This is a genomic window from Psychrobacter jeotgali, assembly GCF_904846315.1.
GTDB classification, from domain to species: Bacteria; Pseudomonadota; Gammaproteobacteria; order Pseudomonadales; family Moraxellaceae; genus Psychrobacter; species Psychrobacter jeotgali.
Map to the genome: position 1 here is coordinate 1337629 of NZ_CAJHAF010000001.1, position 14206 is coordinate 1351834.

Genomic DNA, 14206 nt, shown 5'->3' on the forward strand with positions numbered 1-14206 from the left:
AATTAATCCCAGCAGCACGTGACAGTTTTATTTAGGGTTTACTTTATAGCCTTCCCGACGACATCTTCAATCAACGCTAACTGACGGCTAAGGACATTTTGTTGTTGCACCGTCATTTGTTCTCCAGCCTGTCCTGCCTGTTGAGCCAACTCTGGCTCGCTAAGCCAAAACTGCAACTGCTGATAAATAAGTGCAGTGTCCTCTATGACTGGTGAGCCGGAGGTCAGTTGTTCATTTTGTAGATCTTTACTATTCTCTATACTCTTTATATTCTGCTCCATATTAAGCGCTTGGTAAAAGTTATTATTAGGTTGATATAACGCCCCCACACTAGCGAGCTGATCGACGACACTTTGGCAAGACTGAGTATATTGACCCATGATTACTGGCGTTGCCACACTAGCGGGCTCCACTGGATTATGACCACCAATATCTACCAAGGAGCCGCCAACCAGCGCCACATCAGCCTGCGCATACCAGTGCATCAACTCGCCCATGGTATCAGCCAGATATACTTGCGTTTGAGCACTAATAGCATCATTGGTACTACGCCGCGCCATCTGTAGCCCTGCTTGTTTAATCAAGTCCGCTACTTCGTCAAAGCGCTCAGGATGGCGTGGGACGATAATCAATAAAGTATTTTTCAGCTCAGGAACGGTCAATAACTGCTGATGCCAAGATAATGCCGTCCTCTCCTCACCACTATGCGTACTGGCGGCTATCCATACAGGACGGTTTAGGTGGGTAAGATCAGGCTTGGTCGGTTGTGATGATTCGAGCTCGGTAGCAGTGTCATTAGCTCTAGCATGGATTTGATGGGTAGGTTTGGGTGTATTAATTACCCATTTAAGAGAGCCGGCCGTATGTATCTGCGCTGGACTTGCGCCTAATTGTTCAAAACGTTTGGCAGAGTCTTCATCTTGAGCAATGATTAAAGTAAGGTTCTGCATCATACTAGCACTGACAGCAGCAATCTTTTGATAGCGAGTAAACGACGCAGCTGATAAGCGCCCATTGACCAAAATACTTGGAATACGTTGTGTGGATAGCTCGATGAGGATATTTGCCCACAGCTCAGTCTCCACAAATAAAGCAGCAATCGGCTGCACATGCGCCAAAAAAGTCTTAATCACTGCTGGAGAGTCTACCGGTACATAGCTATGGCTCATAAACCCTTGCTCAATCTCATCAGCAAAACGGCTCGCCCCTCTAGCATAGCCAGTTTGCGTAGTATTGGTGAGCCAAACCTGATAACCCTTGGCTATCAAAGCATCTAGTAATGGCGCAATAGTATTAGTTTCACCTAGCGATACCGCATGACACCAAATCACTTGGTTTTTGATATCCAAATTAGCACTATTTACTTGAGAATTAATGGTTTGAATATTTTGCAAGCGAGCGTCAGCCATAGGGCGCGGCGGATAGTGCTTGCCAAAGCGTTGAGCGACTTCTTGTTGATAATTATCTCGTTTATGCGAGCGTTGCCATACTTGCAAACGATATAAAGGCTTTAATAGGCTGATAACCAAGCGATAATACCAAGGTGGATGAACAGGTGTTCTCATCGCTACAGTATGATTCAGTGGCTGATTTTCAGCTGCTGGATGTTTTGGTGGCATAGAAGAAGATGGCATAAATAAGCCCAGATTGATAAGTGATAGAAGTTTAAGGGAATTAAGGTTATAAATTAAGGCTATATAAGTACCATCAGCAACAGCGAGCCTGCCACAACTGCCCCAATTAATAGCTGGTAACGCTTGATGCTGTGCTGTTCTTGTTTCTGAGTTAGGATAAGAGTTTGGGCTTGCTGCCATTTTTCAATCAAATCAGCCGCCTCGAGATGACCATTTTTAGCAGCGCGCTCGAGCCATAGCTGCCCTTCATCGATGTCTTGCGGCACGCCGACGCCTTGGTAATACATTTTACTTAATAAACGCTGAGCACGGCTATCTTGCTTATCAGCGGCCTGTTTGACCCAAGCCGTTCCGGCTTCGCGGCTAGCCTTTTGATTATCTAGCAGTCCCTCACCTAATAACTCATACATTGCTAGACGCAGCATGGCACTGGTGTGACCATCGCTAGCGGCTTGTTTTAGAATACTAAGCGCTTGCTGGCGAGCCTCTCGATGCGATGCTGCAAACAGCACTTGAGCGCGCGGTTTATTTTGGTGAGCTATATGACGCTCAAATTGATCTAAAACTTTTCGCGCGCGCTGATAGTCATGATCGCCTATATTTTGCAGCATCTCAATCTCATCTAGCTCTACTAATAGCTGCGTGAATATCTCAGGTGTTGGCGTTATTTTTTTCTCTTGCGGTACTGATTTAAGTGATGGCTTAGCTATTGATGAGTGATTAGGCGTCATTTTCGCCTTTAGTACTTTGATGCCGCCATCATTAGTTGAAGCTGGTATTTCTTGGATTACTGGAGGGAGATTTTGATTGGTGGCCGGCAAACGTGCCGTTACTGCTTGATAGAGACCATTGGCAACCTGCCCGCCTTGTACCGCTAAGAACTTTCTATCAACACTCCCAAATAAGCGTAACCCTATGGGCTCTAAAGCAAAAAATAGCTCTGCATTAGCATTAGCATTACTGTTATCGTGGTTAACATCATTACGATAGCATACCGCCATTCGATGATAAAAATTATCAGCGCTTAGCGGCAGTTGCGGATAAAGGCTACGCAGCTCAGAGACTTCATACCAATGAGGTACATGTTGCCACTGTTTCGCTAATACGCGCCCTGCATAAAATGCCAAAAACAATAATAAATGACGATAACGCTCATCAGCTAATAGCTCTTTTTCAACTAAAGTGCCCGCTTTGATATGATTGCGGCGTATTGTTAATAATAAATCATCTACGCGCTGCAAGCTTATCAAGGTCTCATCTAATTGACAGCTCCTCAGCTCAGTTTCGTAAGCCACGCTATTACTACAACTGCTATCAATAGGACGAACCATTACGTAATCTTGCCAATAGCTATCCGCTATAGCTTCAATAGGTGTTTTTGTCACAGTAGCTGATTTAGCAGACATAAAAGCGGCGTATCCTTCAAAATATAAATCAAAATTATAGCAAAGGACTAAACAGGCGGATAACATTATCGAATAAATACTGATAATAGGGCCGCTTTTGCCACTCTTCTAATTGTAAATAATGGCAGTTCTGCAGATAAGCCTGCTGGCAATCCGCTATTTGAGCAACCATCTCTGGGGTATAAATGGCCAGACTGACTTCCATATTCAAATAAAAGCTGCGCATATCAATATTAACGGTGCCAAACAAACAGTAATCATCGTCTATCACTACCATTTTGGCATGTAACAACCCCCCTCTAAACAGCGCAATATTTACTCCAGCTTCTAGCAATTCCTGATAATAAGCCTGGGAGGCATGTTGCACCAAAAATGAATCGACCTTTTCAGGAATGATAAGAGTGACGTCCAAACCACGCTTGGCAGCGGTCATCAACGCTCCTGATAAGGCTTCATCGGGGACAAAATAAGGGGTAGTGATATGAATACGTTTATTAGCACGGTGAATGAGGGTCACTAAAGTATTATAAATGACATGTCCTGTGAGCTGCGGTGCTGAAGGAATAAGCTGGGCTATGACATTATCAACTACCGGCTTTTGCGGTATCGCAATAGAGGTCGAGCCGGTCTCCATTGGGATATAGTTATCCAGCTCATCGCTTAGTACCCTGACTCGACTATTAATCTCATTAATGGTTGGATTCGATATATAAAGCTTACGGGTATAGTTATTCAGACGCTGATTGAGCGCATTCAAATTATCATTACTCTCAGCGCTAATATCAGTCACCACTACCTTGGTCATAGCCGTCGAAATGCTCACTGGCTGCTGACTAACACTGCGCATCATGACATCAATCCACTGCCCTACATTTTTATTTTGTTTAAAAAACTCAGGATCAACCAAATTAAAACTGCCGGTATAACCGATATAACCATCGATAACGATGATTTTGCGATGATTGCGCAAATCTGAACGTTTAAATAAGGTCTTGAATAAGCCTACGGGCAAGGATTGATGGACAAACACCCCTGCCCGCTCAAGCTCTCGGTGCGATTGACTATTAAAAAAGCTAAAGCTCCCCACACTATCAGCCAATATATGACACTCTACTCTACGTTTAGCTGCTGCCTTTAAAGCCTCAAGAACGTCTAAAACCTGACCTTTGGGATAAATAATATAGAACTCTATCAAAATGTTACGCTTAGCATTATTGATATCGTTAATAAGGCGATCAAAGAGCGTTTGCGGTGAAGTTAGTAGCTGCATTTTATGGTCAGAGAACACCCCAAATCCAGTTTTACTAGTACCAATGAGGCTAACCCCGCGATAATTATCAGGAATAAGGTCTTGACCCTGATCAAATATCAATCGCTCACGTGCTGCCATATTGCTCATCAACAGACTAGCTTCGTCCATACGCTCACGATAGCGACGCCCAATCATCGGCTCACCCAGCAAGATATAAGCAATAAAACCAACTAGGGGCAACGTATAAAGCACTGCTATCCATGCAATCGATACCCCAATATTGCGCTGTATCGATACAATCCGCAAGGTCATCACCACCATGAGGATAATATGTAATATCAGACCTAACCCAGCAAAATTGCCCCATGTCCACGATGCAAACTGCTGCCCAGTAGTTAAAACGTTTATGTATGTCTCCATAATGATCTATAAAATATTAAAGTTGATGTTAGCAGCTAGTTTCAATTGATAAATATACTTTTAATAGCCCATTCTATCTTAAATAGACTTTAGGATAATCGGTTTCTCATAACAATGGCTGTACTTTCTTATTTGAGAGTAACGGTAGCACGTATAAATAGCTTATCTTAACGCTTATTGATAATTATTTGCTCAATTTATCAAATAGTATTTGACAGGCTAATGTAAATGTATATAATACACACCCACAGCAAGGGGCTTTAATAGCTTTTGAGCTGTTGGAAATCCTATTTAGAGGGTGACAGCTCTAGATATTATAGTTTTTAGAATTTTCCCTTTAAGGAAAATTCTCTTGCGAAGCTAAAAAAGCAGTGCTTTTTTATACGCTTCTTAGGGTGATTAGCTCAGTTGGTAGAGCGTCTGCCTTACACGCAGAATGTCGGCGGTTCGAATCCGTCATCACCCACCACTTATTAGCAAGTGGGCTCTGTTAGGAGTAAGATGCTAAGGTACGAGATAAGCAGCGGTAGTTCAGTTGGTTAGAATACCGGCCTGTCACGCCGGGGGTCGCGGGTTCGAGTCCCGTCCGCTGCGCCATATTTAAAAAAATACATTTGACCATAAGGTTTCAACATTTTTTCGCCTCAAGTATTCGTTTACTTGGGGCTTTTTTGTTTTAAAAAATTTTAACTTATTTTAAGAAATAACGCTCTTTAACAATCTAATACCAGTCAATTGAACCAAATAAATTTGGCAAATGAGAAGCGCTTATGTAAAAAAGCCATTGGCTCGTCTTTTCTCACTAAATAATCAAAATATGTAATTCGTTTTGCATATTGAGGAACAGCTATGGCTATTCACTCTCCATCAAAAAAGTTAAATATCAAAACTCAAGATAGCGGTTTTTTTGAAGGCTTTAATCGCTTCGTGGTCTTGACCTCACTTGCCTTAATCGCCTTAGTTGTCATTTGGATACTGAGTGATATTGAGCGCTCCGGTATGACGCTTAGCGCTATAAAAGATTGGTCCTATGCCAATCTTAATGGATATTACACTTACGCTATCGCCTTTTATATTGTTGTCTGCCTAACGGTTATATTGTGGCCCTCATTTGGGCGTACCAAGCTTGGAGTTGACCCCAATGGCAGGCCTGAGTTTTCGAATTTTTCATGGTTTTCTATGATCTTTGGAGCGGGCATTGGTATTGGAGTATTGACTTACAGTGCCGCTGAACCACTTTGGCATCTGGCCAGTAACCCCGAAACTATCATGTCCAAAGATTTGATTGTGACGGCGCTAACCAATAACGGTATTAGGCTACCTGAAGGCGCGGATGTCTTTGCAGTTTATCAAGAGCAAATCGCCGCGAATACCATAGCACCTGTTGAGGGCGTGGTGATGCCAAGAAGCGAGGAAGCTTTAACTGCCGCTTATCGCTACTCTTTCTTGCATTGGGGCCTTAGTGCTTGGGCGACTTATAGCTTAGTGGGTATCTGCTTGGCATTTTTTAGTTATGCCCGTGGCCTGCCCTTGACCATGCGCTCAGCATTGAACCCGCTATTTGGTAAGCACTTAGAGGGTAAGCTTGGCGATATCATTGATATCTCAGCGGTGATTGCCACTATCTTTGGGATTTCGCAAACCATTGGAGTGGGTCTGAGCACTTTTGCCTCAGGCTTATACAGTATCACTGGTGCTGAGTGGCTGGTGACGAGTGCGGTGAGTCCTGAACCAACGACGGGCGCGCTCTTATTGTCTTTATTTATAGTCATGTGCTTGTCGACTGCCTCTGCGCTGTCAGGAGTGGGCCGCGGCGTAAAATGGCTCAGTAATATCAATATGGTACTCTCCATTTTGCTGCTGGCTTTCTTCTTAATCTTTGGCGCAACGATGTTTGCTTTAGAGATGCTCGGCAAAGGAATTTTTAACTATATTATTAATCTACCGGCGATGATGTTTACCGTATGGGATCCGAATACTGAGCTTGGTGGTTGGCAGACTAGCTGGTCTATTTTTTATTGGGCATGGTGGATTGCTTTTGCGCCCTTTGTCGGTATGTTTTTGGCGCGTATCTCTAAAAACCGTACCATTCGCGAGTTTGGCCTAATTGGTATCGTCGCGCCTAGCCTGACGCTCTTTATTTGGTTCTCTTTGATTGGTGGTACGGGTATTGATTTGGAGCTAAGCGGTATCGCTGGTGGTCAGATATTTGACTCAGGAGTGACTGCGCAGCTGTTTGAGATTATAGGCTTTATGCTGCAGCCCACTATGGCTATCGCTGTATCTGTTATGGTCGTTGTACTACTACTCACCTACTTAGTCACCTCGGCTGATTCCGCGATATTAGTCGTCAATATCATCAATGCAGCAGGCGAGATCAAAGTCAAAGATAGAACCAAACATATCTTGATCTGGATTGTGGCTTTGACCGCTGTGATAGCTGCTTTATTATTAGCTGGCGGACTCAATGCCATTACCTCAGCAATGATTATTGCTGCTATCCCGTTCTCATTTATTATTATTTTAATGGCGATTAGCTTACTAAAAGCTTTGATTTTAAATAGTATGCGAGCGAAAAAGTAATAAAGGCAACTAAAGTATTGCTTATGTTGATTAATATAAGCAATGCTTTACTTTTTAAATCAAAGTGACAGTGTATGTAGCAAGAAAACTGCAGGTGGATATTCATTTGATTAAGGACTGCACTTTTACTGTCTAGCAGCCAAGCTTACTGAATATACCTATAGCCCTCACTTAACCATCTATTTGCCTAATCTCATCGATAATATAGCTAGTACGGCTAGCGTCTTCACACCCCTTCATATTACCTTCACGAAAGCATGGCATTAAAAACTTTTGTTGTTTCTTTAAAACTAATTCCATACAAATTATAATGGATTGTTAACAATACTATGGGCTTTACTATGAGATACTATGAAGTACAGCTGTAAACTCATTTACTGAGTGCTACATTTATTAATTATGGAGAGGATTGACTATGTCACAAGCAAATGTATCAGACAAAAAGGTCGCTTTAGTAACAGGGGCACTTGGTGGCATTGGTACTGCTATCTGTGACAAACTACTAGCGGCTGATTACCATATTATCGCGACCTTAAGTAAAGAGGATCCAGAGCGTACCAAAAAATGGTGTGAAGAAAACAAACTCGATTCGGACAACATTGAATTTGTGGCCGTTGATCTTAGCGATCACGAAACAGCAATGGCAGCCATTCAGCAAGCTATTGATAAGTATGATACTATTCATGCCTTGATAAATGGCGCAGGTATCACTCGTGACAGTAGCTTTAGAAAAATGAGCTTTGAGCAGTGGAAAGAAGTCATTGATACCAATTTAACTTCTCTCTACACCGTTGTTCATCCGGTCTTTACCAAAATGCTTGAACAAAAAACAGGACGCATTGTCAATATTAGTTCTATAAATGGCTTACGTGGTCAGTATGGTCAAACAAATTACTCTGCCACTAAAGCTGGTATTATTGGCTTTACCAAAGCCCTAGCTTATGAAGGTGCCTCATCAATGGTAACCGCAAACGTGGTCGCTCCTGGATACACCCATACCCCTATGGTAGAAAGTGTACCCGACCACATTATGGACAAAATCAAACAAACTATTCCGATGAATCGCTTGGCAAGCCCAAACGAAATTGCTGCCGCTTGTATGTACCTTATCAGTGAAGAAGCTGTATTTGTCACCGGTGAGACTATATCAGTTAACGGCGGCCAATATATGTCTTAATACAGACATTAAGTAGTATCTTTTTAACCACTCATTTAATGAGTATGTTACTTAATCCCTTTACCCCTCATTTACTTTTAACCCCTAATACATGGAGAAATAACATGTCACAGCAGACCCCTCAAGATTATATGAATCAGTTCAATGAGAGCACCCAAAAGATGTTCGAACCTTGGACCAAACTGAATCAAGCTTTTTTAAAAAATGCTGAAATGATGACCGAGTTCTCACTCAACACTATTAAATCCTACGCAGAGATGGGTTTAGAGAATATGCGTCAAGTTTCTGAGATAGACTCTCCTGAGTCTGCTGAGAACTTCAGTAACAAACAAGCTGAAATGATTAATAATATCAGTCAAAAAATGCTAGCAGATGCACAGCGTATGACTGAGCTTGGTAGTAGCATGCATGATGAGATTATGCAGGTTATGGGCGACGTTTACGGTCAAACTAACGAGCAAATGCAAGCTAATATGCAAAAAACGGCAGACCAAGCTTCGAAGACAGCTCAAGAATATACAGCAAATATGAGCAAAATGGCTGAGCAAGCGACTGAGCAAGCCTCAAAAGCTGCAAAAGCGGCTACCAGTAAAAATACCGATACTAAAAAGACTAATAGTAGTAGCAATACCAGTAGCAGTAGCACTAATACTGGAAAGTCTGCTAATAAATAATTATAACTACTATAAACATAGTGATTATCAATAAACTTAATCGTTGGTATTGCCGTCCTATCGACTGTCACCAGCGAAATATTACATAATCATGATACTCATGTAGTGGTAATATTTAATGATTACAACTATTTAAGAGGTGGGTTAGCAAGTACTTTCCCGCCTTTTTTCTATTGTACTAGCAGTGTATGTACCTGCTCTTTTGTATAACCGAAATATAAACAGGGATGCCAATATGACCAACCAGCGATCTGATGATTCCTCAAACCAAGACCATACCAAAACTAATCCACACGACTCACGCCAAGACAGCAAAAACCAAGACAATGAGAGTCATAGCGCAACCAACAATTCTTTTGATTTCACTAGTTTTGGCCAGTATTATTTAAATCAATTGAATCAAATTAATGAATTGAACCAGTCTTTTTTTAATCAAGCTGTTCTTAATCAACCTGATCCTCATACACCTAAGCAAGCCTTAAACCCATTTGAAGCCAATATGAAACTGTGGCAAGACTCCATGAGCCAGTTCAGTGGTTTTATGAGCCCCAAGCAAACACCAAATTCAGAGCAAAATGAACAAACCAGTCAGCAGAATCAAACTGTACAATCCAACTCTAGTCAAAATGCCTTCCAGTATATAAATGCGCTTAACGAGCTTACCCAAAGAGTTATTAGTGAAACGTTAAAGCGAACGAGCCAAGGCAACAGTAGCAATATCAGTCAATCGCTGATGTTTAACCTTGTAGACGGCTGGCAACATTTTATTACTGGAGTAACTGACAAAAGTCCAACCGCCTTAGCTGAGCAACAAACGGAATTATGGCAACAGCAGCTGCAACTGTATCAAAACACTTTGATGAAAGCGTTAGGCAATCAAACCGATCCTCTAGTTTCTCCAGAAAAAGGGGACAGACGCTTTACAGATGAAGACTGGTCAAAAAATCCTATTTTTGACTTTTTAAAACAAAGCTACCTGCTAACTGTCAATGGGGTTATGGATGCCATCGACAATACTGAAGGTATCGATGAAAAAACCCGCCAACGTTTGTCTTTTTTCACCCGCCAATGGTTAAACGCCATTGCTCCGAGTAACTTTCTATGGAGTAATCCAGAAGTTTTGCGGCTAACCATGGAGTCAGGTGGAAAAAATTTGATCAAAGGACTTCAGCAATTAGCAGAAGACATGGAGAAAAGCGCTCAAGTACTTAGTATCCGTATGACCGATCACGATGCTTTTAAACTGGGTAAGAACATCGCTACAACACCCGGTAAAGTGGTATTTCGTAATCGTATGTTTGAGCTGATTCAATACACGCCAACTACAGCCAAAGCTCATAAACGCCCCTTGTTAATCGTGCCACCATGGATTAATAAGTTTTATATCATAGATCTAAAAGAAGAGAACTCCTATATTCGCTGGGCCTTGGACCAAGGTCACAGTGTGTTTGTTATGTCTTGGGCCAACCCCAATCCGACCTATAAAGACGTCGGTATGGAAACCTACATGCACGAGGGGTTACTTACTGCTTTAGACGTGGTTCAAGAGATTACTGGTGAGCCTGATGCCAACGTCATTGGCTACTGTATCGGCGGTATGCTCCTAGCGCTAACTTTATCTTGGTTGACCGAAAACAAGCAGGCAGATCGTATTGCTAGCGCTACTTTTTGGGCGACTATATTTGACTTTAGTGACCCCGGTGATTTAGGCGTCTTTATTGACGAGCGTACGGTCAATGCTCTTGAGCAAGAAGGCAAGCGTCAAGGGGTATTCGATGGACGCATGATGGGCGCTGCTTTTAGCTTATTACGTGAGAACAGCTTATACTGGAATTATTACGTACAAAACTACCTAAAAGGTGAGCGTCCTGTGCCTTTTGATCTTTTATATTGGAACTCTGACTGCACCAACGTTACCGCTGCCCTACACAGCTTTATTCTGCGTGAGCTATATATGGGCAATAAGATGATCGAAAAAGGTAAGCTAGCATTTGATGGAGTGAAAATAGATCTCTCCAAAGTGACTACGCCGAGTTATGTTGTAGCTACTCTACAAGATCATATTGCTAAATGGAAAGGTAGTTATCAAGCCACGCAAGTACTTGGCGGCGATGTTACTTTTGTACTTGGCGAGTCCGGTCATATCGCCGGTATTATCAACCCACCTACCGGTAAATATGGCTTTTATGCTCATGAAGATTATGTAGCAGAGCCTAATAAATGGTATGCCGAAGCTGAAAAGCAGGATAGAAGCTGGTGGCTACACTGGGGAGAGTGGATTAATGAACATAGCACAGACAAAGTAGATAGTAGACAACCTGGTATAGATTATAAAGGTAAAGAGTGGCATGTACTAGATGACGCTCCAGGGAAATACGTACACGTTAGAGCTGATGAGGCACTGCGTTCGGTTAATAGCTAAATGCTATTCATGTTTGCTAACAATAACTTAGTAACTTGCTCTGCAGAGGCGTGTCATACTCAATCACATAAAAGCATTACCTAATCATCAAAATTGGAAAAATTCATGTCAGATATTATTGAAGAAAACATCGAAAATCCAGACAAAGCCGAAGTGTGGCAAAGTCTCCACAATCCCCATCATAGGATTACAGGTACACTACCCAGCTTTCATGATATGGTTAATAACCATTTCTATAAAGCTGAAATGACTGCGGATGATATTAACCGCCAAAAACACTATATGGAAGATAGTGCTAGCTTGTTAGTTGAAGTAACGTCAAAGCATCTAAAGCAAAACCAGCAACAAATTCAAGAGAATGTACAGACCCTGAATGATAATAGTAACGCTATCGTTAAAAGCTGGCAAAAAACCTATACCCCTGAGAGGCTGTGGCAAGAGTGGCTAAGCTATAGTGCGGACAGTAGCAAACGCCTCTTGCAAACCGCCGATGTACTCAAGGAGCGTGGTGACATTTTTCTTGAGCATGAACAAGCCGGGTGCCCACCAGTCCTAGATTATGATTATGAAATTATTATGGATGCCAGTGAGTTCGAGCGTCCATCCAACTATGTTCTGCTAAAAATAACGCCGCCTGCAGGAGTGATTACTAACGAGGACAATCGCCCTTACATCATTATTGATCCTAGAGCGGGTCATGGTGCTGGCATCGGTGGTTTTAAGCATGAAAGTCAGGTCGGGGTAGCGCTTAATCAAGGCCACCCTGTCTATTTTGTGGCATTTAAACGTCTTCCAGAGCCAACACAAACCATCGCTGACGTCACTTATGCAGAAGGAAGATTCGTCCGTGAAGTACAGAAAAGGCATCCTAAGGCTGAAGCGCCCGTCCTTATAGGTAACTGTCAAGGCGGCTGGGCAGCGCTCATCTTAGCAGCTACCAATCCAGATATTACCGGCCCTATTGTTATGAATGGTGCGCCGGTTTCAGCGTGGAGCGGTGAGGTTGGCATCAACCCCATGCGCTATAAAGCTGGTGTCAATGGAGGAACCTGGCTATCTATGCTTAGCGCTGATATGAATAATGGCGTATTCGATGGCGCTTGGCTGGTTCATAACTTTGAACAAATGACTCCCTATCGTAACTATATAGGAAAGTATTACGATCTATACAAGAACCCACTGGCTAACCGTCAGCGTTTTCTCGATTTTGAGCGCTGGTGGGGTGGATTTTTCTTAATGAATGATGAGGAAATCAGTTGGATTGTAGAAAACATCTTTATTGGTAATCGTATTGCTCGTAACACAGGGCAGCTCGAAAAGGGAGTAAATATTGACCTACGTAATGTTAAAGCACCTCTTATAGCTTTCGCTTCACGTGGTGATGACATTACTCCGCCCCCACAAGCATTAGCCTGGATTTTGGATGCTTATACTGACGAGAGAGACATTGAGATTTGCGGTCAACGCATCATTTATATGATTCATGAACAAGTAGGTCATTTGGGTATCTTTGTTAGCTCAAAAATAGCCAACCATGAGCATACAGGTATTGCCTCCATCATGGATATGATCGAAGTGCTGCCGCCAGGTCTTTATGAGATGGATATTACCAATATGGAAGGTTCGGGCCAAGACAAGACCTTCTCAGTAGATCTTGAGCGTCGTACCTTTGAGGATCTAACGGCAGCCATCGGAGAAGACCGGACAGATGAAGAGGCATTTAAAGCTGTCCATCGCTACTCTATGTCGCAGACGCAAGCTTATGAGCACAACTTACGCCCTTTAATAAAGGCTATGAGTAATGAGACCTCTGCTCAAATACTACGCAGCCTGCACCCACTAAGACTTCAACGTAGCCTATGGAGTAGCAACAATCCGCTGGCGACCGTAGCTAGCAATTTAAGCAAAACTATGACTGATCGTCTTGAGGAAAAACAAAGTGAGGACTATGTTCCTGCAAAAAAACAGAAGACTTATAGTTTTTATGCTAAACCTAAACTACCCGCTATTGAATCTCTCCAGCAGGATAACCTATTCTTGCAGGTAGAGAAAATGTTCATGGACAGCGTAAGAATGACTCTCGACTTCTGGCGTGATTGGCAAGGTAGATATACAGAAAGACTGTTTTTCGGTATTTGGTCCATGCCTTGGTTCCGCCAGTATGGTAAGCCAGTAGGCTCGCGCCGCCTGCTCAATGAAGACTCGCTACATGAACTGCCCAAAGTTGATAAAGCTTTGGCAAAGATTACCGAAGGCGGCTTTAATGAAGCTGTAGTACGTATGCTGATCTTAGGTAATATTGTTGCTGATAACAATATAGACCGTAACCAGCTGCTTCGCTTGACCGAAGTGCTTACTGAACAAGAGCCATTTAAGCATATACCACAAGCGGATCTAGCGTCCATGATACGTACTCAAACGATCATCGTTCGTTTTGCTGAAGATGAGTCTATTAAGACTTTAAGTACTCTATTGAAAACCAAAACCGACCGTGTTAAAGCCCTTAAATTGGTGCGTTACGTGGTTGGTGAAAAATTAGTCGAGCAAGACCTTGATATCTTATCTATAAAGAAACGTATCGAATCTGAATTAAATTTATCGGATGCTGATCTGGCTTAAAGGCAATAGTATATCTAAG

The 14206-nt window shown here is 42.4% G+C and carries 8 protein-coding genes and 2 tRNA genes; 7 read left to right on the forward strand and 3 right to left on the reverse strand.

From position 1 onward, the window contains the following. Window positions 1-38 precede the first annotated feature (38 nt). The 3 genes from JMX18_RS05315 to JMX18_RS05325 are packed head-to-tail and all read right to left on the reverse strand — an operon-like array spanning window position 39 to window position 4712. Entirely contained in the window at window positions 39-1634 is a 1596-nt protein-coding gene (locus JMX18_RS05315; RefSeq protein ID WP_201585356.1) for a 3-deoxy-D-manno-octulosonic acid transferase, read from the reverse strand. A gap of 59 nt (window positions 1635-1693) precedes the next feature. Further along, window positions 1694-3040 carry a tetratricopeptide repeat protein gene (locus JMX18_RS05320; RefSeq protein ID WP_201585358.1) on the reverse strand — a complete coding sequence of 449 codons (1347 nt, stop codon included), beginning with the start codon at window positions 3038-3040 and terminating at the stop codon, window positions 1694-1696. Window positions 3041-3074: 34 nt separating this feature from the next. Beyond that, window positions 3075-4712, reverse strand: a complete 1638-nt coding sequence (locus tag JMX18_RS05325; protein ID WP_201585360.1) for a cardiolipin synthase — start codon at window positions 4710-4712, stop codon at window positions 3075-3077. Window positions 4713-5105: 393 nt separating this feature from the next. On the opposite strand from JMX18_RS05325, the gene JMX18_RS05330 reads away from it, so the two are divergent. From JMX18_RS05330 to JMX18_RS05360, 7 genes are all read left to right on the forward strand, one after another. Continuing rightward, window positions 5106-5181 (forward strand) — tRNA-Val (locus JMX18_RS05330). 51 nt (window positions 5182-5232) lie between these two features. Further along, window positions 5233-5309, forward strand: a tRNA-Asp gene (locus JMX18_RS05335). A 252-nt stretch (window positions 5310-5561) separates the two neighbouring features. Continuing rightward, window positions 5562-7295: a BCCT family transporter gene (locus JMX18_RS05340; RefSeq protein WP_201585362.1), complete on the forward strand. Its 1734-nt coding sequence runs from the start codon at window positions 5562-5564 to the stop codon at window positions 7293-7295. A gap of 415 nt (window positions 7296-7710) precedes the next feature. Then, complete coding sequence (gene phbB, locus JMX18_RS05345) at window positions 7711-8472, forward strand: acetoacetyl-CoA reductase (RefSeq protein WP_201585364.1); 762 nt, start codon at window positions 7711-7713, stop codon at window positions 8470-8472. A gap of 104 nt (window positions 8473-8576) precedes the next feature. Beyond that, window positions 8577-9146: a phasin family protein gene (locus JMX18_RS05350; RefSeq protein ID WP_201585366.1), complete on the forward strand. Its 570-nt coding sequence runs from the start codon at window positions 8577-8579 to the stop codon at window positions 9144-9146. Between the two features lie 235 nt (window positions 9147-9381). Next, window positions 9382-11568 carry a class I poly(R)-hydroxyalkanoic acid synthase gene (gene phaC / locus JMX18_RS05355; protein WP_201585368.1) on the forward strand — a complete coding sequence of 729 codons (2187 nt, stop codon included), beginning with the start codon at window positions 9382-9384 and terminating at the stop codon, window positions 11566-11568. A 105-nt stretch (window positions 11569-11673) separates the two neighbouring features. Next, window positions 11674-14187, forward strand: coding sequence for a DUF3141 domain-containing protein (locus JMX18_RS05360; RefSeq protein ID WP_201585370.1), 2514 nt, complete (start codon window positions 11674-11676; stop codon window positions 14185-14187). The last annotated feature ends 19 nt before the right edge of the window (window positions 14188-14206 follow it).

Coding starts and splice junctions, on each gene's coding strand:
- JMX18_RS05315 (WP_201585356.1), bottom strand. CDS start 1,634: ATGCCATCTTCTTCTATGCCACCAAAACATCCAGCAGCTGAAAATCAG.
- JMX18_RS05320 (WP_201585358.1), bottom strand. CDS start 3,040: ATGTCTGCTAAATCAGCTACTGTGACAAAAACACCTATTGAAGCTATA.
- JMX18_RS05325 (WP_201585360.1), bottom strand. CDS start 4,712: ATGGAGACATACATAAACGTTTTAACTACTGGGCAGCAGTTTGCATCG.
- JMX18_RS05340 (WP_201585362.1), top strand. CDS start 5,562: ATGGCTATTCACTCTCCATCAAAAAAGTTAAATATCAAAACTCAAGAT.
- phbB (WP_201585364.1), top strand. CDS start 7,711: ATGTCACAAGCAAATGTATCAGACAAAAAGGTCGCTTTAGTAACAGGG.
- JMX18_RS05350 (WP_201585366.1), top strand. CDS start 8,577: ATGTCACAGCAGACCCCTCAAGATTATATGAATCAGTTCAATGAGAGC.
- phaC (WP_201585368.1), top strand. CDS start 9,382: ATGACCAACCAGCGATCTGATGATTCCTCAAACCAAGACCATACCAAA.
- JMX18_RS05360 (WP_201585370.1), top strand. CDS start 11,674: ATGTCAGATATTATTGAAGAAAACATCGAAAATCCAGACAAAGCCGAA.